At 60.2% G+C, this 19,908-nt stretch carries 17 protein-coding genes and 3 pseudogenes; 17 read left to right on the top strand and 3 right to left on the bottom strand.

Annotated features, from left to right (window positions below; all coding sequences use genetic code 11):
• Positions 1-16: 16 nt before the first annotated feature.
• Entirely contained in the window at positions 17-952 is a 936-nt protein-coding gene (locus GM154_RS17825) for an IS66 family transposase (protein WP_258019894.1), read from the top strand.
• On the opposite strand, the pseudogene GM154_RS17820 reads toward GM154_RS17825, so the two are convergent.
• A pseudogene (locus GM154_RS17820) lies at positions 943-2,034 on the bottom strand (NADH:flavin oxidoreductase/NADH oxidase). The gene GM154_RS17825 and the pseudogene GM154_RS17820 sit on opposite strands and share 10 nt — an antisense overlap.
• 85 nt (positions 2,035-2,119) lie before the next feature.
• Between GM154_RS17820 and GM154_RS17815 the strand changes: the two are divergent.
• Positions 2,120-2,422, top strand: coding sequence for a helix-turn-helix transcriptional regulator (locus GM154_RS17815; RefSeq protein WP_010799170.1), 303 nt, complete (start codon positions 2,120-2,122; stop codon positions 2,420-2,422).
• Between the two features lie 82 nt (positions 2,423-2,504).
• Here the strand turns inward: GM154_RS17815 and GM154_RS17810 are convergent, their stop codons facing one another.
• Complete coding sequence (locus tag GM154_RS17810) at positions 2,505-3,413, bottom strand: LysR family transcriptional regulator (protein WP_010799169.1); 909 nt, start codon at positions 3,411-3,413, stop codon at positions 2,505-2,507.
• 122 nt (positions 3,414-3,535) lie between these two features.
• Here GM154_RS17810 and GM154_RS17805 point away from each other — a divergent pair, with 122 nt between their 5' ends.
• The gene (locus GM154_RS17805) at positions 3,536-4,279 is read left to right on the top strand and encodes an SDR family oxidoreductase (RefSeq protein WP_010799168.1); all 744 of its coding nucleotides are present in this window, start codon (positions 3,536-3,538) and stop codon (positions 4,277-4,279) included.
• A 67-nt stretch (positions 4,280-4,346) separates the two neighbouring features.
• Positions 4,347-4,586: pseudogene (locus GM154_RS25685) on the top strand (LysR family transcriptional regulator); the annotation flags it as partial.
• A 36-nt stretch (positions 4,587-4,622) separates the two neighbouring features.
• On the opposite strand, the pseudogene GM154_RS17800 reads toward GM154_RS25685, so the two are convergent.
• A pseudogene (locus tag GM154_RS17800) lies at positions 4,623-4,910 on the bottom strand (IS21 family transposase); the annotation flags it as partial.
• A gap of 60 nt (positions 4,911-4,970) precedes the next feature.
• Here GM154_RS17800 and GM154_RS17795 point away from each other — a divergent pair.
• The 13 genes from GM154_RS17795 (at position 4,971) to GM154_RS17735 (ending at position 19,894) form a co-directional block, all read left to right on the top strand.
• Positions 4,971-5,165, top strand: coding sequence for a hypothetical protein (locus GM154_RS17795; protein WP_010799166.1), 195 nt, complete (start codon positions 4,971-4,973; stop codon positions 5,163-5,165).
• A 486-nt stretch (positions 5,166-5,651) separates the two neighbouring features.
• Complete coding sequence (locus GM154_RS17790) at positions 5,652-5,897, top strand: hypothetical protein (RefSeq protein ID WP_010799165.1); 246 nt, start codon at positions 5,652-5,654, stop codon at positions 5,895-5,897.
• Between the two features lie 68 nt (positions 5,898-5,965).
• Positions 5,966-6,307 carry an EAL domain-containing protein gene (locus tag GM154_RS17785; RefSeq protein WP_256205769.1) on the top strand — a complete coding sequence of 114 codons (342 nt, stop codon included), beginning with the start codon at positions 5,966-5,968 and terminating at the stop codon, positions 6,305-6,307.
• Between the two features lie 134 nt (positions 6,308-6,441).
• On the top strand, positions 6,442-9,438 hold the full coding sequence (locus GM154_RS17780) for a molybdopterin cofactor-binding domain-containing protein (RefSeq protein WP_010799163.1): 2,997 nt from the start codon (positions 6,442-6,444) through the stop codon (positions 9,436-9,438).
• Positions 9,435-10,241, top strand: coding sequence for a xanthine dehydrogenase family protein subunit M (locus GM154_RS17775; RefSeq protein WP_010799162.1), 807 nt, complete (start codon positions 9,435-9,437; stop codon positions 10,239-10,241). Before GM154_RS17780 ends, GM154_RS17775 begins: the two co-directional genes overlap by 4 nt.
• A 2-nt stretch (positions 10,242-10,243) precedes the next feature.
• Complete coding sequence (locus GM154_RS17770; RefSeq protein ID WP_008060977.1) at positions 10,244-10,744, top strand: (2Fe-2S)-binding protein; 501 nt, start codon at positions 10,244-10,246, stop codon at positions 10,742-10,744.
• 5 nt (positions 10,745-10,749) lie between these two features.
• The gene (locus GM154_RS17765; RefSeq protein ID WP_010799161.1) at positions 10,750-12,288 is read left to right on the top strand and encodes an AMP-binding protein; all 1,539 of its coding nucleotides are present in this window, start codon (positions 10,750-10,752) and stop codon (positions 12,286-12,288) included.
• Between the two features lie 19 nt (positions 12,289-12,307).
• Positions 12,308-13,111 (top strand): enoyl-CoA hydratase/isomerase family protein, encoded by an 804-nt coding sequence (locus GM154_RS17760; RefSeq protein WP_196122360.1) that lies wholly within the window; start codon positions 12,308-12,310, stop codon positions 13,109-13,111.
• A gap of 195 nt (positions 13,112-13,306) precedes the next feature.
• The gene (locus tag GM154_RS17755; protein WP_219652952.1) at positions 13,307-14,725 is read left to right on the top strand and encodes a sodium:solute symporter family protein; all 1,419 of its coding nucleotides are present in this window, start codon (positions 13,307-13,309) and stop codon (positions 14,723-14,725) included.
• 75 nt (positions 14,726-14,800) lie between these two features.
• The gene (locus tag GM154_RS17750) at positions 14,801-16,234 is read left to right on the top strand and encodes a UbiD family decarboxylase (RefSeq protein ID WP_219652951.1); all 1,434 of its coding nucleotides are present in this window, start codon (positions 14,801-14,803) and stop codon (positions 16,232-16,234) included.
• Positions 16,235-16,311: 77 nt separating this feature from the next.
• A complete protein-coding gene (locus tag GM154_RS17745; protein WP_258019891.1) occupies positions 16,312-17,667 on the top strand; it encodes an MFS transporter in 1,356 nt (451 codons plus the stop codon).
• A gap of 11 nt (positions 17,668-17,678) precedes the next feature.
• Positions 17,679-18,437 carry an SDR family NAD(P)-dependent oxidoreductase gene (locus GM154_RS17740; RefSeq protein WP_010799156.1) on the top strand — a complete coding sequence of 253 codons (759 nt, stop codon included), beginning with the start codon at positions 17,679-17,681 and terminating at the stop codon, positions 18,435-18,437.
• Between the two features lie 14 nt (positions 18,438-18,451).
• Positions 18,452-19,894: an aldehyde dehydrogenase family protein gene (locus GM154_RS17735; protein WP_010799155.1), complete on the top strand. Its 1,443-nt coding sequence runs from the start codon at positions 18,452-18,454 to the stop codon at positions 19,892-19,894.
• The last annotated feature ends 14 nt before the right edge of the window (positions 19,895-19,908 follow it).

Genomic DNA, 19,908 nt, shown 5'->3' with positions numbered 1-19,908 from the left:
CGGTATAATCCGCGGCATGATTTCCATGCCCGAGACTCTTCCTGACGATCCGGTTTTGCTCAAGCAGCTGCTTGAGCAAATGATCAATGAGCGCGCGTCTGATAAGGGCAAGATCGTTCATCTGGAGGAAGAGGTGGCACTGCTCCGCCAGCGGTTATTTGGCCGCAAGACCGAGCAGACCAAGGATTCGGCTACGCCCCAACTCCCTCTCTTTGACGAAGCAGAAAGCCTGGCAGAGCCGGCGGATGAGGCTTCGGATGAGGAAATAGTTGCACCGAGCAAGCGCCGTGGTAAACGCAAGCCGCTGCCCAGTGATCTACCGCGTGTCGAAGTCATTCATGAACTGCCTGAGCACGAGCTGACGTGTGCGTGCGGCTGCCGCAAGCACGCCATTGGCGAAGAAGTCAGCGAGCAGCTTGAAATCGTCCCGATGCAGATCCGGGTCATCAAGCATATCCGCAAGGTTTATGGCTGCCGCGACTGCGAATCAGCACCGTTGACAGCAGATAAGCCCGCTCAGATGATCGAAAAAAGCATGGCCAGTCCCAGCGTGCTGGCGATGTTGCTGACCACCAAATACGTCGACGGCCTGCCACTTCATCGCTTCGAAAAAGTGCTGGGACGTCACGGCATTGATATCTCACGTCAAACCCTGGCACGCTGGGTCATCCAGTGCGGCGAGCACTTCCAACCCCTGCTGAATCTGATGCGCGACAGCCTGTTGAATAGCCGCATCATTCATTGCGATGAAACCCGAGTCCAGGTTCTGAAAGAGCCTGATCGAGAAGCGCATTGGCTGGCACGGAGTATCGAAGATGTCCATGCCGGCCATGCGGCCAAAAACCTGAATCCGGGTGAGAGCGCGACAACAATCTTGCCCGCTTGGGCATTCGACCAAGTTGATAGCCCTAAGACCATGCGAGCGCCCTCGCTCCGGCGGGATCACCTGTAGCGTTCAAGCCAATGGGCATAGGGAGCGGGCAGGGTCCAGGCAGCACGCTCTACACCCAGCGCCTGGGCGGCTGAATAGGACCAGTTAGGATTGCCCAGGTGCGCCCGGCCAATCATCGCCAGGTCCAGTTGACCACTCCTCACCGCCTCTTCGGCGACGCTCGGTGTGCCGAACCCCCATGCCGAGGCCACCGCAATACCCGCCTCGCGCCGTACCCGCTGGGTAACTTCGCCCATGAAACCGGGGGCCCAAGGAATGTTGGATTCAGGGATGGTGAACCCGATACTGACGCTGAGCAAGTCCAATCCACCGTCCTTGAAACGACGCGTCAGTTCGATAGCCTCTGACAAGGTCTGTTCATCCCGACCGTCGTATTCGATGACACCCAGACGAGCGGTCAGCGGCAAGTGCTCTGGCCATACTTCGCGAACCGCCGCCAGTGTTTCTAGCAGAAAGCGGCTACGGTTATCGAAGTTTCAGCCATAGGCGTCGTCACGAAGGTTGGAGTGTTCAGAGAGGAATGTCTGGGCCAGATAGCCATGGGCGAAATGTAACTCTAACCACTCAAAGCCAGCTTCACGTGCACGGCGAGCGGCTGAGACAAAATCCTCGCGCACTCGGGCGATATCTTCCAGCGTCATGGCTTTCGGCTGCTTGGCGAGATGAGCGCCAAAGGCTACAGCCGATGGGGCGATGGTCTGCCAGCCACGCGAATCATCTCCGCCGATATGATCGTCACCTTCCCAGGGACGGTTCGCACTGGCCTTGCGTCCCGCGTGGGCAATTTGGATACCTGGCACTGCGCCGGCAGCCTTGATCGATTGCACCACCGGCACGAACGCAAGAGCGAGCTCATCATTCCAGATACCCGCACAACCAGGCGTGATCCGTCCTTCGGGTGCCACGGCGGTTGCCTCGACGACCACTAGTCCTGCTCCGCCACGCGCGAGGGTGGCATAGTGCACGGTGTGCCAATCGTTGATCAGGCCATCATTAGCCGAGTACATGCACATGGGGGGAATCGCGATCCGGTTGCGAAGGGAGACATCCTTGAGCGTGAAAGGTTGGAACAGCGCAGACATTAGGTTTTTCTCCGAAGGCTAGTATTTCTCTTGTTCGGTAATATTCGAACTATTGGCATAGAGCAAACCCGTGTATGATTCGCTCATGCGCCCCTTCAAACATCTTCCTCTCAGCGAATTCGTTCTTGAGCGTCTGTTTTACGCCTTGAGCGACCCTGTACGCCTGGAGATTGTCCGGCTCCTCGCCGAGCTGGGAGAGGCCAGCTGTGGCGAGCTGGACGGTGGCCGTGCGAAGTCCACCATGTCCCACCATTTTCGGGTGCTGCGAGATGCCGGCCTGGTTCAAACCCAGACCATCGGCACGACCCACATGAACTCGTTGCGTAGGGAAGACTTGAGTAATCGTTTTCCGGGCCTGCTGGAAACAATCCTGTCCCAGCGCGAATAATGTTTCTGCGGGTCATCCAGTGATGCAATCCCGAAGGGACAGCGTAGTACTCCCCCCAAACAAGCCCTTGTTCAGAACTGTTTCAGCGCTTGCTCTGCGCAAAAATACGCGGGTCGGAGAAACAGTTGACCAGGTGGTCGTACACCAGCCTCACTCGCGACGCCACGGGCCCTGATTGCGGACGATACATGATCAGTTCCGAAGGCGGCGGGGCATCGTGTTGCATGACCTCGACCAGTCGCCCTTCAGACAGGTAGGGTTCTGCCAGATAATCGGGCATTTGCCCAAAGGCGATGCCGGCCAGGACAATCTCTCGCTCGGTTTCTGGGTCGTCGCAGGTAAATGCTGGGGAGGCAGGCAGGAACGCTTGCCCCTCGGCAAGCACCCACGGCCAAGGGCGGCCGTTGTTGCGATCAATCAGCATCGACAGGGGCAGACGTTTCAGATCCTCGATGTTGCCAGGGCGCTGTACGGTGTCGAGGAGTGGCGGCGCCGCAACGATTTTCAGGGCGACATGGGCCACCGTTCTGGCGATATAACGCCGATCCTGCACGGCGCCGACACGAATGCCGATGTCGATCTTGTTGGCCACCGCGTCGGTGAGCTGGTCATCCAGACTCAGGTCGATGCTCAGGCCCGGATTCTCCCGCATCAGCGGTTTCAGAAACTCGATCAGATACAGCTTGCCAATGGCGTGCGGCGCCGTAATGCCGACGATGCCTTTTGCCTCCTGTGTACTGTGGGCGATAAACAACTGATCCACCAGCTCCAGGGTTTCCCGGGCTTGCAAAGCGAGTTTGGCACCAAACGCGGTGACATGAATCTGCCGCGTGCTTCGGTGGAACAACAGCTCCCCAAGTGTGCGCTCCAGTTCTTTGATGGCTCGTGTCACGGTCTGCGGAGAGGTGCCGAGGCGGGTGGCGGCATCGCGAAACGTGGTCGATTGCGCTGCCACAGAAAAGATCCGAATCAGTTCCATGCGATTGAGCATTGCCGTCAACTCCCGTTCCAGAAAATGGAATTCTCAAATCCGAACTCTTCCATTTTCTGACAAATAAAACCAGCGCAGACTGCACCCATCAACCCAAGCAGGTCTCAACAGGAGCGCTGAACATGAGTAAAAATATCCAGGGTAAAGTGGTCGTCATCACCGGTGCGAGTAGCGGTCTGGGCGAAGCAACGGCGCGTCATTTGGCTGCGCTCGGCGCCCATGTGGTACTTGGCGCCCGTCGCCAGGATCGTCTGGATGCAATTGTCCGGGAGATCGTCGTAGCAGGCGGCAAGGCGATTGCCCATCCGATCGATGTCACACGCAAAGAGGACTTGTCTGCGCTGGTCGTCAAGGCTGTCGAGGCATTCGGTCGCATCGATGTGATGATCAACAATGCAGGGCTGATGGCGATCTCACCGATTTCGCAGCTGCGCGTCGAAGAGTGGGATCGCATGATCGACATCAACATCAAGGGCGTGTTGTATGGCATCGCGGCCGCGTTGCCGCTTTTCGAACAACAGGCCAGCGGTCACTTCATCAACATCTCGTCGGTTGCCGGCATCAAGGTATTCAGCCCCGGTGGCTCGGTGTACAGCGGCACCAAGTTCGCGGTGCGCGCCATTTCCGATGGCCTGCGTCATGAAGTCGGCGGGAATATTCGCACTACGACCATCGAACCGGGCGCGGTGGATTCCGAGCTCAAGTTCGGCAGCGGGCACCAGCCGAGCGCCGAGGTCGTTGGCGAGTTTTACAAGATGGCCATCCCGGCTGATTCGGTTGCACGGGCCATCGCATACGCGATCGAGCAACCTGCCGATGTCGACATCAACGAAATCGTTCTGCGTCCCACTGCGCAAGACTTCTGATAGGTACCCTTTGCCGTTTGCGCCCTTGCACAAAGGCACGGGCGTGAGCGACTAAGCTTTAGCGCTATTGAAATACTTCGAATGTCTAGCCTGGAGCCAAACTCACACGCAAGCCAACCGATTCGGTGATATCAGCGCGTTTGTCTTTGCTGTGAAGGCGGGAAGCTTTATCGCTGAGGCGACTGCACTGGGCCTGACCCGTTCGGCGGTGGGTAAAAGCGTTGTTTGCCTATAAGACCGGATGGGCGCACGATTGCTCAATCGCACGACGCGCAAACTGAGCCTGACGGACGAGGGGCAGATAGCCTGCGCTTGAAAGGCAAAATGAACTTAAAGTGCCAGTAAGCTGCGTAAACGGCGCGCCATTGCGCAGTGCTCCGGGTTTGCGTTCGAGGAGCGGGATGTAATGCTGTCAGTCATAACTGACCTGGTCTCGATCAAAGTGGCGCTCGTGGCTGGCAGTCATCGTGTCATCGGGGATGACAACCACCCGCGTGGGATACAGACGAATGCTGATCCACTGGCCGACCCGCTCACACGGCACCGAGTAGCGATTTCGCGCCACGCTGATCAGGCAGGTGCTGGAGACCCGCACAGTGCGTTCGACATAGCCATCAAATTCGGTCCGCATCCATTTCGACCCGCTCCAGCGGCACGAAAACATTAACCCGGCGAACCGAGGACATAAAAAATGGCGGTGTTAATTTTTGACAGTTCGGAAAATTCAATAGTCGAAGCCCGTGTTCTGGTCGAGGCGCTGAATGAATGGTTGGCGGAACAGCAGCCCAGTTGCCCGCTAAAGTCCGCCCATGCGCAACTTTGCTATCGGCCCGATGGCACGCTGGATTCTGTATTGACCGTACTAATAGACGTGGCGGTGGACTAATGACAGCCCGGATTGGAGCGGCGCTTCGTGCTGATATGCACTTGACCGTAGAACTCCCGCCGTGACGCGAATTTCGAGTCAGTCATCAAGGTGTTGTGCTGGAAAATTTACTAAATCTAGCGGAGTTTTGCTGTTGATCACCTCGTAGATCAGATCTCTGTAACCTCGTGGCATTATCCAATTGGCTAGCTGCCCTGCAATATTCGCCAGCGATCCTGCGCGCATATGTCCCGCACTCGCCATTCGACCTCATACAGGCCGCCGATCGTTTGCAGCCGAAGTTCGCAGGGTCATCAGCGGTGAAGTCCGGGTAAACCTGCTGGTCTCAGCTGGTAGCTCTCGACCATAAGCAAACGCTCAAGAAGTTAACAGCACAAGATTCGTATTGCGTAGGCTTACGTACGTTTGGACACGTCAATAGGTGCCATATTGAAAACAGGAACCACTGCCCGAGAATCGGGCAATACCTATAGCGGAAATGCCCAAATGAAATTCAACGAAGATTTTCGTTTCAATGCGCACAAACGTTTGCTCGACCTCGACGCGACTACAAATCACCTCATGATGTTGGTAGTCGCCGATGAGTTGTCAGGCTTCCGGTGGGATGAAGCAGTATCTTGTCAAAAACTCGCCAGTGAGGCGTGGACGGTTCTTCTTGCCGAAGTCCAAACTGATCCAATGCCCGCACTTGATGGAAGGCCGCCAGGCGAATCACTATCGATTACTGATTGATAGCTTGGGCTTCGATCATGCAACTCGATATTTTTCAGAATGCCCCACCTGAATGGCATTTGACCTGAGTGATTCCGCCTACTCAAGCAATGACGGGATTTGAGAGCCTCAAGCGTTTACCCATCGACAAGATCAAGATCGACCGCTCGTTCATCCGGGAAATCGCCACCGACCCTCACGATGCAGCGATCACCGAAGGCATTATTTCCATGGCCCATCACCTGCGCCTGACGGTGGCCGTCGAAGGCGTGGAAACGACATCTCAGATGGAATTTCTGAAGGGCAGTCGCTGCGATGTTTTTCAGGGGTATTATTTTGCCAAACCGATGCCCTATGCAGAAATCGAGGCTTTTCCGGAGCCATCCCGCGTCCCATCCCTGACCGGCAACTCTGTCGGGCCCCAGACCTGAAAATCAGACGCTAAGGCAAATTTTCAGACCCCAGCGCAGAACTCCCTTTCTCCAGGCAAGGCGCTCCCTGCGCCTTTCTCACACACTCGGCTCTAACGCTATCGCGCTGCATAACAACAAGAGCCGCGAAAAAAATGACTAGTTTCCAACCTGCTACCGAAAGCCAGACCGGCCACATCGGTGCCCGTCAGACCCGTATCGAGGACGCCGCATTGTTGCGCGGCCTTGGCTGCTATGCCGATGACGCTGCGATCCCTCCTGGAACGCTACACGCGGCGATCATCCGATCACCCCACGCTCATGCCCGGATAACGTCGGTGGATTTTTCCGCAGCGTTGCTGATGAAAGGCGTGCACGGCGTGCTGGTCGGCGAAGACGTCAAACGCTGGGCGCTGCCGTTTCCGGTGGGTGTGCGTCAGCCGATGGAGCACTGGTGCGTTGCCGTCGACAAGGTGCGTTACGTCGGAGAGCCGGTGGCCGTGGTGATCGCTGAGAGTCGCTATCTGGCCGAAGACGCCATCGAAGGTGTGCGCGTTGAATACGAGCCGCTGCCCCCGATCATCGATCCTGAACTGGCCACTGCCGACCAGGCGCCGATCCTGCACGAAGCAGTCGGTAGCAACGTGGTCAACGAACGGCACTTTCGTTATGGCGAACCGGAGCAGGCGTTCGAGCAGGCGCCGCACAAGGTCTCGCTCAAAGTGAAGTTTCCGCGCAGTTCCTGCACACCCATCGAATGCTATGTGGTGCTGGCTCAGTACGAGCGCGCCACTGGCATTTATGACGTGCTGGCAAATTTCCAGGGCCCCTATGCGTTACACACGGTCATGGCCCGGGCACTGAATGTGCCCGGCAACCGCTTGCGTTTGCGCACACCGAAAGATTCCGGTGGCAGCTTTGGCATCAAGCAAGGTGTGTTCCCTTACGTGGTGATGATGGGCCTAGCGTCACGCAAGGTCGGGGCACCGGTGAAGTGGGTCGAGGACCGCCTGGAACATCTTCAGGGGGCTTCTTCGGCGACCAATCGGGTGACCGAAATTGAAGCGGCGGTAGAAGCCGATGGCCGAATCACCGCTTTGCGTTATGACCAGATCGAAGATTGTGGCGCCTACCTGAGAGCGCCGGAGCCGGCGACGTTCTACCGCATGCACGGCAACCTAACGGGCGCCTACGCGATCCGCAATGTACAAGTGCGCAACCGGGTGGTGCTGACCAACAAGACCCCTTCCGGCCTGAACCGTGGTTTCGGTGGCCCGCAGGTGTATTTTGCCCTGGAGCGGTTGCTGCAACATATCGCCGTGCAGTTGAAGCTCGATCCGTTGGACGTGATCCGCCGCAACCTAGTGCCGACCGATGCCTTTCCTTATCAAGCGGCCGCCGGTGCGTTGCTCGATTCCGGCAATTACCAGGCGGGCATTGCCTTGGCGGCGGCTGATGGCGGTCTCGACGATTTGCTCAGACGCCGTAATCAGGCGCGTGCCGAAGGCCGAATCTATGGCATCGGTTATGCCGCAGTCATCGAGCCATCGATTTCCAACATGGGCTACATCACCACCGCGATGACACCCGAAGAACGGCGCAAGGCCGGTCCGAAAAACGGCGCTGTCGCCACCGCTACCATCAACGTCGGCCCGTTGGGTGACGTCAGCGTGCACGTGTCCTCGACACCGCAAGGGCAAGGCCATCAAACCACCGTGGCGCAGGTCGTCGCCGAAGTGCTGGGGGTTGCGCTGGAATCCATCGTGGTCAACGTCGAACTGGACACTCAGAAAGACGCCTGGTCGATTGCCTCGGGCAACTATTCCAGCCGCTTCGCCGGCGCTGTGGCCGGTGCCGTCTACAAGGCCGCGCTGAAGATCCGCGATCGCCTCGCCGCAATTGCCGCCGAGCAGTTGCAGGCCAGTCCCGAAGATATTCGTTTCGCCGGCGGCAAGATTTTTGTGGTCAATGGCGGGGCGGTGGCGCCATTCCATCGGATTGCCGGTGCGACCCACTGGTCGCCGGGCCTGCTGCCGGGAGGTGAAAGCGGCGGCCTGCGCGAAACCGCCTTCTGGAGTCCGCCGCAACTGGTGGCGCCGGACGACCAGGATCAGGTCAATAGCTCACTGTGCTACGGCTTTATCTTCGACATCTGTGGTCTGGAAATCGACCGCATGACCGGCGAGATCCACATCGATCGCTACGTCACCTGCCATGACGCCGGCCGCCTGCTCAACCCGGCACTGGTCGATGGACAGATTCGTGGTGGCTTCACCCAGGGCCTCGGCGCGGCGCTGATGGAAGAGTTCGCCTATGGCGAGGACGGCAGCTTCCTCTCCGGGACCTTCGCCGATTATCTGGTGCCGACCGCACCGGAAGTGATCGAACCGGTGATCCTGCACATGGACACGCCATCGCCATTTACCCCATTGGGCGCCAAGGGGGTGGGCGAGGGCAACAATATGAGCACGCCGGTGTGCATCGCCAACGCGGTGGCCGACGCTCTCGGTCGCTCGGACATCCGTCTGCCACTGACGCCATCGAAAGTACGCACGCTCATTGGCATCGACGAACCGCCACGGCCCGCCGGTATGGAAGCCGATGACAACCTCGACGCAGCCGCCGGTGGACCGGCACTGCGGGCCAACGACTCGGTGGTGATTCCTGCCTCGCCGCAACAGGTGTTCGATACCTTGCTTGACCCGCAGACGCTGGCGGCGATCATTCCCGGTTGCCACGACCTCGTGCTCGACGGCGAAAACCGTTACCGCGCAGACGTCACCGTTGGCGTCGGCATGATCCGCGCGCGCTTCGAGGCCAAGGTTGCCCTGAGTGATCTGGACCCGCCGCATTCGTTGCGTCTGTCGGGATCCGGCAGCAGCTCCATGGGATCGGCCCAAGGCCAGGCCCAGGTGCGTTTCGTTGAACTGGAAAATGGCCACACACGTCTGGAGTACCAATACCAGGTGGCGGTCAGCGGCAAAGTCGCCGCAGTCGGCGGCCGAATGTTGCAAGGGGCCTCGAAAGTGATCATCGGACAAATATTTACTCGCCTTTCGCAACGGGTCAGCGGCCAAGCCATCTCCACCGGCTGGTGGGCGCGACTGCGGGCCTCTCTTGGCGCGTTGTTTGGCAAGGGAGGTGCGCAATGAAACCGGCTGCTTTCGATTACGTTCGGGCTGACACCCGGCGTCAGGTGGTTGAGCTGCTCGCCGAGTACGGCCAGGAAGCTCGCATCATCGCCGGTGGCCAATCGCTGATGGCGGTGCTGAACATGCGCCTGGCTCAACCCAAGTTGCTGATCGATATCAATCATGTGGCCGAGCTGGCCTATATCGAGCTGCGCAAGGATTGCCTGGCGGTAGGTGCCGGGGTGCGACAGGCGCAGTTGCTGGCGCGTTCGACCCTGATGGACGAGGTGCCTTTATTGGCACTGGCGATGCCCTGGATCGGCCACTTCCAGACGCGTAATCGCGGTACGGTCTGCGGTTCGGTGGCTCACGCCGACCCGAGCGCCGAGTTGCCGCTGTGCCTGGTGACACTGGGCGGCGAGATCGTTCTCGAGTCCAAAAAAGGCAAGCGCATCGTCAAGGCCGCCGACTTCTTCCAAGGCATTCTCACCACCGACAAGCGTGCGGATGAACTCGTCGTCGAGGTGCGTTTTCCGCTCAAGCGCGAAGGCATCACCTATCGCTTCCGTGAAATCGCCATGCGCCACGGCGACTTTGCAATTGTCTCCCTGGCCGCGGCCATCGGCACGGACCAGGTCGAACTCGGCATCGGCGGGGTCGCCGACCGTCCGCAACGTCGCAGCCTGCCACGGGGTGCGGCGCTGCCTGACGCGCTCAATCAAACCGCCTGGTCGCTCGATGCACAAGACGACGTGCACGCCAGCGCCGCCTATCGCCGCCAACTGGTTCGCGAGCTGGGTCATCAGCTGATCGAAGGAGTCTGAACATGCGTGTAACTGCCGACCAAACCTTTCCGATTCGCCTGGAACTCAATGGCCGCTCCCGCGAAGCGCTGGCCGAACCGCGGACCCAACTCTGCGACTTCCTGCGCCACGACCTCGGAGCCACCGGTGTCCATGTCGGTTGCGAACACGGCGTCTGCGGCGCCTGCACGGTGCTGGTGGACGGGGTCGCCATGCGTTCCTGCCTGATGCTCGCGGTACAGGGGCACGAGCGGCGTATCGAGACCGTCGAGTCCCTGGCCGACGACGACACACTGAGCGACCTGCAACAAGCCTTTCGCCGTCATCACGCCTTGCAGTGCGGCTTTTGCACTGCGGGCATTCTCATGTCCTGCGTGGATTTCCTCGAACGGGTACCCAACCCGGACGAGACCCAGGTACGCGACATGCTTTCGGGGCATCTATGTCGCTGCACGGGCTACACCGGCATCGTCCAGGCCGTGCTCGAAGTCGCTGCCCAGCGCCAAACGAACAAAGGGGTATAACAATAATGTTCGATCTCGGACGCAGTTTTCTCGCTGCCGTTGAACGCCGACCGCACGCCGTGGCGGTCAGTGACGGTGCGTTGAAGAAAACCTATGAAGACTGGTTCGTCGATATCCAGAGCGCAGCGCGGGGCTTGCAACGCCTCGGACTGCAACGCGGTGACCGACTGCTGGTAGCGATGCAGAACCGCTGGCAGATGGCGACCCTGCATTGGGCCTGTCAGTTTGCGGGCGTCGTCATGACTCCATTGAACTGGCGTTCGACTGCCGATGAACTGGGCTACTGCATCGAAGATGCGCAAATCCGCGCACTGGCTTACGACGATGCGACCGTGGCCGCGGTGGCCGGTTGCAGCGCCGCCACCAGGCTGCCACGGATCGCCGCCGGTATCCGTGCCGCCGACACCGACCTGAGTTTCGAGGAGCTGTGTTCGCAGATCCCCTCCGACATCATTTTGCAGGCCGATGCCGAAGACTTTTCACTGCTGCTGTACACCTCCGGGACCACCAGCAAGCCCAAGGGCGTGCCCCGTCGGCACCGTAGTGAACGCGCCGCGGCGGTGGCCCACGTCGCGCAAAACCTCTACCGCCAGAGCGAGTGCACGCTGGGTGTCATGCCGCTTTACCACACCATGGGCGTGCGTTCGTTGTTGTCGATGGCGCTGATCGACGGGCATTTCGTCTGTGTGCCGAAGTTCGATGTGGAGGCCACGCTGCAGGCCATCGAGCGGGAAAAGGTCAGCAACCTGTACCTGGTGCCGACGCTCTACCACATGCTCATCGAACACCCGGCCTTTGCCCGCGAGCGAGTCGCCAGTGTCGAGAAAATCGGCTTTGCCGGCGCGCCGATGAGCGACGGCTTGATGCGTCGCGTCGAGCAGGCGTTCCAGCCGCAATTGTTCGTCAACCATTACGGCAGCTCGGAAATCTACACCTTCACCATCGACCAGCAGGCCAGTCGCAAACCCGGCTCCTCAGGGCGCAGTGCAATGAACCAGCGAGTACGCGTGGTGCCGATCGATGCTGAAACGGCGGACGTGCAGGTCAACCCGTTGGAGGAGGGCCAGATCATCGCCGACCTGGCGAGCGACGAGGCGTTCGAAGGCTACCTGAATCGCCCCGAAGCGAACGCCAAGGCGTTGCGTGACGGATGGTATTTCACCGGTGACATCGGCTACTTCGATCTGGAAGGCGATCTGTTCGTCACGGGGCGCGTCGATGACTTGATCATCACCGGCGGCGAAAACGTCAGCCCGGCGGAAATCGAAAACATGCTGTCGCTGCACCCGGCGGTGGAAGAAGTGGTGGTGGTCGGTCTGCCGGACGAGCAGTGGGGCAAGATCATTGCTGCGTTTATCAAGCCGCGCGCCGAGGTGTCGGAATGCGACCTCGATGCCCATTGCATCGCTTCGGGCCTGGCCAAATTCAAGCGGCCACGGCGTTACCAGTTCATCGATCAGATTCCCAAATCTCCAGTTGGCAAGGTGCTGCGGCGCGTGCTGCTGGCCCAATTCCAGGAACAGGTCTTGAAGGCCATCAGCTAATCATCCAGAGGACATTCCCATGCAACAACAAGCGATCCAGCAATTTCTCGACACTCGGTTCGATGGCTTCCAGGTTGAAGTCGACGTGTCCCGCGAGCGCGCCGACATCATCCTCGACCGGGCGCCGTTGAACGTCATTTCCATGGGCCAGCGCGATCAACTGCGCCTGGTCTTCGAAGCCCTCGATGCACACAAGGGTGTGCGCGTCATCGTGCTGCGCTCGGTGGGTGAACACTTCTCCAGCGGCGGCGACATCAAGGGCTTCCTCGAAGCGTCGCCGGAGCACGTTTCGAAGCTGGCCTGGAACGTCGCGGCACCGGCACGTTGCGAAAAACCGGTGATCGTTGCCAACCGCGGCTACACCTTCGGCGTCGGTTTCGAACTGTCCCTGGCCTGCGATTTCCGCATTGCTTCGCAAACCACCCGCTACGCCTTGCCTGAGCAGAACCTGGGCCAGATTCCGGGCTCGGGTGGCTCTGCACGCCTGCAGAAAATCATTGGTATCACCCGCACCAAGCACATGGTGATGCGCGCCAAACGCATCACGGGCGACCAGGCCTATGCCTGGGGTATCGCGACCGAGGTCGTGCCGGATGCCGAACTGGAAAGCACCGTCGATGCGCTGGTCGATGAACTGCGGCGCTTCTCGCCGCTGGCTCAGCGCACGGCGAAAAAACTGATCAATGACAACGAAGACGCGCCGCTGACCGTCGCGATCGAAATGGAAGGTCACTGCTACAGCCGTCTGCGCAGTTCCAAGGACTTCAAGGAAGGCGTCGAAGCGTTTCACAGCAAGCGTGTGGCCGTGTTCACCGGCGAGTAAATGCGTACCGGCGAGCAGGCCCGGGAGCATGTCGGCAACGGCGTGCGCCCTTACGGAGCAGGGCCTGCCGCCCCTTCACTGAGACTGATAGGACGCATCAATATTCGTTAATGGAAAACCTGTTGCGGGGCTCTTAGGGTGAGATCGGCTGCACCGAAATCCGTCCAATAAATATAAAAATCGGAGTTCCTCTTAGTGGCTTCTAGCTGGCTGGTACTAACCATCGTGGCCGCCTACATGGTGGTCTTGGCGTTGATCAGTTTCTGGGTTCGACGCTCTACACAAAGCGCGAAAAACTTCACAACAGGAGGCAAGGACTTTCCGGCGATGCTGATCGGTTTTCTGATGATGTCCGAGTTCATCGGCACTACCGCGAGCATTGGTACGGCCCAGGCGGGTTACACCTATGGCATTTCCGCTGCCTGGAACATCGCCGCCCTGGGCGTCGGGTTCGTGATCTTCTCCATGCTGTTGGCGAAGAAGTACAAGGACCTCGGCGAGAACACCATTTCCGGGGCGCTGGCCCGCACTTACGGCGAGCCGGTACGCTTCGCCACGTCAGTGATCATGATCTGCGCGCTGTCGATCGTTGCGGTCTCGATCTATGCCAGCGGCGGGGCCGTGCTCGCGACCTTGCTGGGCATCGAGCGGACTTCGGCGATCATCATCGTCGGTATTGTTTCGGTGCTGTACGTCGGCATCGGCGGCATGCGTTCGGTGATCTATACCAACGTCTTGCACGCGATAATGATGTACGCCGGGATTATCCTCGCCCTGGGTTTTGCCTTGAGCAAGATTGGCGGCATGGGCGAGTTGGTGGCGCGACTGCCAGCGCCGATGTTCGAAGTCGACAACGTCGGTTGGCCGAAGATTTTCGCCTGGCTGGTGGCCGGTATCGGCGCGACGTTCGCCACCCAGTACGTAGTGCAGGCAGTGAATACCGTCAGTGACGGGCGCAAGGCCCAACATGCGAGTTTCTACTGTGCATTGATGTTGATTCCCTACGGCCTGATCGCTGCGATGGTGGGGATGTGCAGCGCAGTGTTGTTTCCGCAGATTCCCTCGTTGCAGGCCTTTCCGCAAATCCTCGGGCACATGCACGAATGGATGGCCGGGATCGTCGTCGCAGGACTGGCCGGGGCGCTGTTCGGCACCATGGCCGCGCTCACCATGGGCATCGCCACATTGTTGCTCAAGGACTTCTATCAGCCGTTCTTCAACCCCCGAGGGGATGATCGCAAGAATCTCAACTTTGCCCGGACCGCGACCATCGTCGCCGGCCTGCTGCCCATCACACTGGCGCTGTACGCCTCCGACGTTCTGGTGGTGACCTTCCTCGCCAAGGCCTTGCGCGCTTCACTCGCGGTGCTGGTGCTGATGGTGTTTTACGCGCCGACATTCGGCACGCGGCAGGGTGCGCTCATCAGCATCATCGCGTCACTGATCATCACCATCGGCTGGTTCCTGATGGGCAATCCCTATGGCATCGACAACGCCTACATCGCACTGGCCACGCCGCTCGTGATCATGACCCTGAGCCATTTTCTGCGCGGTGGCAAACCCGAACAGGCCGACAGCACCAGGCCCGTCAGTGCGAGCACTACCGGAAACTGAATCCCGACGATTCAAACGGGCATGCCATCGGGGTGACCGGGCATGCCACCAAAACAATAATGACGAGGTAAGGCCATGCAGCCTGTGACTCTTTCCACCCCCGAAGCCGACAGGGCCGGGGACCTGCCAGCAGGCGCCAGCCTGCGTGGCTGGCTCGACCATTTGCAGCGCCGGCAGCGTTTGACAATGATACGTCCCGGCGTGGACCTGCGTTTCGGCGTTGCAGCGATTGCCAATCGTCTGGACGGCAAGAGCGCTTCACTGTTCCCCCAGCCGGGCGGCCATTCGATCGCGGTGGTGTCCGGTCTGTTGTCCGACCGGCAGTGGATGGCCGAGGCCATGGGCGTGGAGTCCGCTGAAGTGTTGGCGCGTTTCGAGGCGGCCAGCCTCAATCCGTTGCCGTGGCGCGAAGTCAGCGATGCAGTTTGTCAGCAAGTGGAGCATCGCGAGATCGACCTGAATCGACTGCTGCCAATTCCCACCCACAACGAGCACGACAGCGGCCCTTACATCACTGCCGGCCTGTTGATTACCCGCAACCCGCGCACCGAGGTGCAGAACGTTTCGATTCACCGCTTGCAGGTGAGCAGCCCAAATCGCCTGGGCGCACTGCTGCTGCCACGCCATGCGCTGGCCTTCTTTCAGGAAGTCGAGGCGCTGGGAGAGGATCTGGACGTGGCGGTGGTCATTGGCGCTGATCCGCTGACCTTGCTGGCGTCCCAGGCCATCGTGCCGATCGATCACGACGAACTGGAAATTGCCGGTGCGCTGCATGGCCGGCCGCTGGCGGTGACGCGCTGTGTCACCAACCAGATTCGCGTGCCTGCCGATGCCGAGATCGTCATCGAAGGCCGGTTGCTGGCCAAGGCGCGGGAAATGGAAGGGCCGTTTGGCGAGTTTCCGCAGTACTACGGCGAGCGCGCCGAGCGCCATGTGATCGAAGTCGACGCCGTGACCCATCGTCACAATCCGATTTTTCACACCATCGTCGGCGGCGGCCTGGAGCACTTGCTGCTCGGTGGTATCCCGCGCGAAGCGACCATGCTCGCGTACTTGCGCCGCAGCTTTCCGTGCGTGCGTGACGTGCACCTGAGCAAGGGCGGGGTGTGTCGTTATCACCTTTATGTGCAGATCGACAAACGCACCGAGGGTGAGGGCAAGAACGTCATCCTCGGCGCGCTGGGCGGTCACTACGACATCAAGCACGTCACCGTGGTGGATCTGGATGTGGACATTCATGACCCCACCGAAGTCGAGTGGGCGATTGCCACCCGTTTCCAGGCCGACCGCGACCTGGTGCTGATCCACGAGTCCCAAGGCTCGAAACTCGACCCCTCCACCCGTGACGGTGTCGGCTCGAAGATGGGCTATGACGCCACGGTGCCGCTGTCGGCACCGACCATGCGCTTCAAACGAATCCAGGTGCCTGGACAACAGGAAGTCGAACTCGACAAGTGGGCGCACGCGGCCCCGCAGGACTGGCAACGCGTGCTCCAGATGCACGATTGAACCGGTGGCTGCTGCTGTCCAGCGGCCTGTTCCCGATAGTTCCAACCAGCTCAAGACACATCTTGTGTGAGGCAACCATGACCACGACAACAACAACAACAACTGCACCGCCAACCAACGCCGCTACCGATACACCGCAAATTCCACCGGGCAAGGCTTTGCTCGCGGCATTTGCCTCGACATTCGGCTGGGCGCTGGATTTGTTTGACCTGTTCATTCTGCTCTACGTGACGCCGATCATCGGCCGCATGTTTTTCCCCTCCGACACCCCGACACTGTCGCTGGCCGCGGTATACGCGTCATTCGCCGTGGCCCTACTGGTGCGTCCGCTGGGTTCGGCGATCTTTGGCGCGTATGCCGACAAACACGGCCGCAAGCGTGCGTTGATGGTGTCGATGGTCGGCGTCGGTATTTCCACGGCACTATTTGGCGCCTTGCCGACCATTCACCAGATCGGGGTGTTGGCCCCGATAATGTTTTTGATCTTGCGGATCATTCAGGGCGTTTTCGTTGGCGGCATCGTGGCCTCCACTCACACCATCGGCACCGAATCCATCTCGCCGCGCTATCGCGGCCTGATGTCCGGATTGATCGGTGGTGCCGGTGCCGGCATGGGCGCGCTGTTGGCGTCGTTCACTTACCTGGTGTTGTCGGAAATTTTCCCCGGGGATGAATTTGACGTCTGGGGCTGGCGCTTCATGTTCTTCTGCGGGCTGCTCAGCACGTTTTTCGGGCTGGTGATGTTCCGCTATCTGGAAGAAACCCCGGTCTGGCAGCAACTGCAACAAGCGCGCAAGACCAAGGGGCCGGCGGTAGTGGTCGTGTCGCCGCTCAAGCGTCTGTTTGGTCGCGAGTACCGCGGCGTGATGCTGGTCAATCTGCTGATTACGTTCGGCGGCGGAGCAACGTATTACCTGGCCTGCGGTTATCTGCCGACCTTGCTCAACGTGGTCGCCAAAGTTCCCCATACGCAAACTTCGCAGCTGCTCATGTACGGGTCGGTGGCAACCATTGTCGGAGCACTGGCCTTCGGTTACCTGAGTGACCTGATCGGTCGCAAGAAGACCTTCATGCTACTGGGTGTGATTAACCTGGTGAGCTTGCCGATGATGTTCCTCGGTGTCGCCGAGCCGGGTTCGCTGACCCGCACTGCGCTGTATTGCGTGGGCATCGCCTTCATGGCCGGGGCGATCATCGCGCCGATCCTGATCTTCCTCAACGAACGCTTCAGCACCGAGCTGCGTGCCAGCGGCACCGGGTTGTCCTGGAACATCGGTTTCGCCCTCGGTGGAACCATGCCGACCTTTGTGTCCCTGTTCAGCAGCAGTCCCGCGCAGATCCCGATGGTGCTGGCGATTTTCGCCGCCGGCCTGTCGGTGATCTACCTGATCGGCAGCGTGGTGATTCCGGAAACCCAAGGCAACCTCAAGTAAAGGAAAACGCAATGAGCAGATTGAATGGAAAAGTCGCGATCATTACCGGTGCCGCGCAAGGCATCGGTGCCACTTATGCCCAGGCCCTGGCGGCCGAAGGTGCGACGGTGGTGCTTTGCGATTTGAACGCGCCTGACGAAACCGCCGCCGCGATCCGCAACAAGGGCGGTACGGCCCTGGCAATCGCTTGCGACGTGACCGACGGTGCCGCAGTTCAAGCCATGGTCGAGGAAGCCGTGGCGCAGTTCAGCGGTGTGCACGTACTGATCAACAACGCGGCGTTGTTCGCCACTCTGGAACTCAAACCGTTCGAGCAGACCAGCTCGGCGGAATGGGACCGGATCATGGCGGTCAACGTGCGCGGTTCCTTCGAGTGCGCGAAGGCGGTAATGCCGGTGATGCGCCGTCAGGGCTACGGCAAGATCGTCAACATTGCCTCGGCAACGGTTTTCAAAGGCGCACCGATGATGGCGGCGTATGTCGCGTCGAAGGGCGCGGTGATTGCCCTGACTCGCTCCATAGCGCGCGAAGTTGGCGACGCCGGCATCCGCTGCAACTGCCTGGCCCCCGGCCTGACCATGAGCGCCAACGTCCAGGCCAATGCCGCCTGGGCCGGGGATATCGTGCGCAACAACATTGCCAGCCGCTGCATCAAGCGCGAGGCGGTGCCGCAGGATCTGATCGGTGCCCTGCTGTTTTTGTCCAGCACCGACAGTGATTTCATGAGCGGCCAGACCCTTGTGGTCGACGGCGGTTCGGTGACCCATTGATTCAAGGAGGACTCATGCAAAGCCAACACTTCATCGATGGACAATGGACCGCTACGGATCGTTGGACCGACAGTCTCGACCCGGCAAACGGTGAGCTGATCGGATGCTTTGCCGACGGCGGCGAGGCCGAAGCTGAAGCGGCGGTGGCCGCCGCCGCCCGAGCCTTCAACGACCCGCAGTGGGCGCAGAATCCGCGCCTGCGTCAGCAGCTATTGCTGGAGTGGGCTGCCGGCCTGACAGCGCGTCAGGAACAACTCGCGCAGTTGCTGACTCGCGAGAACGGCAAGGCATTGGCGCAGTCCCGAGGAGAGATCGGCGGGGCGATTTCCGAGATTCTTTATTACGCCGGCCTGGCCCGGCACAACCCGGGGCACATGCTCGAAGTGGCGCCCGGTGAGTTCTCCAGCATGCTGCGCGAACCCGCCGGAGTGGCGGGGCTGATCATTCCGTGGAATGCCCCGGCGGTGCTGCTTGTTCGTGCTCTGGCGCCGGCGATCGCGGCGGGTTGCACGGTGGTGATCAAACCCGCGCCACAAACCGCGCTGTTCAACGCGGCGATGCTCGAACCGCTGTTCGCGTTGCCGGGCCTGCCGGCAGGGGCGGTCAATCTGTTCACCGAGAGCGGGCATGCCGGGGCAGCGCATCTGGTGGCTTCGCCGCGGGTGGATGTGCTCAGCTTCACGGGCTCGACCGCTACCGGCCAGCGCATCATGCGCGACTGCGCGGCGACCATGAAAAAGCTCTCTCTGGAACTGGGTGGGAAGTCCTGCTGCCTGGTCTTTGAAGATGCCGATATTGCCGCCATCGCGCCGAAACTGGCCGCGGCGGCCACCATTATCTCTGGCCAGCAATGCACTGCCGCCCGGCGCGTGCTGGTGCATGCCAGCCGCTTCGCCGAAATGAAAACCGCGCTGAGCGCCGCACTGGGGCGGATCCGCCTGGGCAATGGCCTCGATCCAGCGACGAACATGGGACCGCTGATCGACTGGCAATCCCGGGACAGCGTTGAGCGGCGCATTGGCGAGGCGCTGGACAGCTGTGACGAAGTGCTGCTGGCCGGTGGTCGCCCGCAGGGTGAACTGGGCAATGGTGCATTTCTCGCGCCGTCGCTGATCGCCCATCGCGATAGCAGCGCGTTCTTTTGTCAGGAAGAAATTTTCGGCCCGTTGCTGGTGCTGGAGTCCTTCGAAGATGAAGCCGAGGCAGTAGCGCGCGCCAACCATACCGAGTTCGGTCTGTCCGCGAGTGTCTGGACCGGGCAGGGCGCTCGCGCCTGGCGTGTCGCTCGGGCACTGCGCAACGGTACGGTGTGGCTCAACGACCACAACAAATTGTTCGCCGAGGCGGAAACCGGTGGCTACCGCAAGAGCGGCCTGGGGCGCTTGCATGGCGTCGATGCGCTGCTGGATTTCAGCGAGCTCAAACACATTTATCAGAACGTCGGCACACTCGGTTGAGCGCGCACGCGAGG

Source organism: Pseudomonas sp. MAG002Y, assembly GCF_019400845.1.
GTDB classification, from domain to species: domain Bacteria; phylum Pseudomonadota; class Gammaproteobacteria; order Pseudomonadales; family Pseudomonadaceae; genus Chryseomonas; species Chryseomonas luteola.
The sequence above is the reverse complement of the archived record's forward strand: the minus strand, read 5'-3'. Positions and strand labels throughout refer to the sequence as shown.

What these genes read in the sequence shown, in the direction of transcription:
- GM154_RS17765 (WP_010799161.1), top strand. Translation starts at nt 10,750, where the DNA reads ATGTTCGATCTCGGACGCAGTTTTCTCGCTGCCGTTGAACGCCGACCG.
- GM154_RS17770 (WP_008060977.1), top strand. Translation starts at nt 10,244, where the DNA reads ATGCGTGTAACTGCCGACCAAACCTTTCCGATTCGCCTGGAACTCAAT.
- GM154_RS17760 (WP_196122360.1), top strand. Translation starts at nt 12,308, where the DNA reads ATGCAACAACAAGCGATCCAGCAATTTCTCGACACTCGGTTCGATGGC.
- GM154_RS17775 (WP_010799162.1), top strand. Translation starts at nt 9,435, where the DNA reads ATGAAACCGGCTGCTTTCGATTACGTTCGGGCTGACACCCGGCGTCAG.
- GM154_RS17750 (WP_219652951.1), top strand. Translation starts at nt 14,801, where the DNA reads ATGCAGCCTGTGACTCTTTCCACCCCCGAAGCCGACAGGGCCGGGGAC.
- GM154_RS17735 (WP_010799155.1), top strand. Translation starts at nt 18,452, where the DNA reads ATGCAAAGCCAACACTTCATCGATGGACAATGGACCGCTACGGATCGT.
- GM154_RS17815 (WP_010799170.1), top strand. Translation starts at nt 2,120, where the DNA reads ATGCGCCCCTTCAAACATCTTCCTCTCAGCGAATTCGTTCTTGAGCGT.
- GM154_RS17810 (WP_010799169.1), bottom strand. Translation starts at nt 3,413, where the DNA reads ATGCTCAATCGCATGGAACTGATTCGGATCTTTTCTGTGGCAGCGCAA.
- GM154_RS17790 (WP_010799165.1), top strand. Translation starts at nt 5,652, where the DNA reads ATGAAATTCAACGAAGATTTTCGTTTCAATGCGCACAAACGTTTGCTC.
- GM154_RS17825 (WP_258019894.1), top strand. Translation starts at nt 17, where the DNA reads ATGATTTCCATGCCCGAGACTCTTCCTGACGATCCGGTTTTGCTCAAG.
- GM154_RS17795 (WP_010799166.1), top strand. Translation starts at nt 4,971, where the DNA reads ATGGCGGTGTTAATTTTTGACAGTTCGGAAAATTCAATAGTCGAAGCC.
- GM154_RS17805 (WP_010799168.1), top strand. Translation starts at nt 3,536, where the DNA reads ATGAGTAAAAATATCCAGGGTAAAGTGGTCGTCATCACCGGTGCGAGT.
- GM154_RS17740 (WP_010799156.1), top strand. Translation starts at nt 17,679, where the DNA reads ATGAGCAGATTGAATGGAAAAGTCGCGATCATTACCGGTGCCGCGCAA.
- GM154_RS17745 (WP_258019891.1), top strand. Translation starts at nt 16,312, where the DNA reads ATGACCACGACAACAACAACAACAACTGCACCGCCAACCAACGCCGCT.
- GM154_RS17780 (WP_010799163.1), top strand. Translation starts at nt 6,442, where the DNA reads ATGACTAGTTTCCAACCTGCTACCGAAAGCCAGACCGGCCACATCGGT.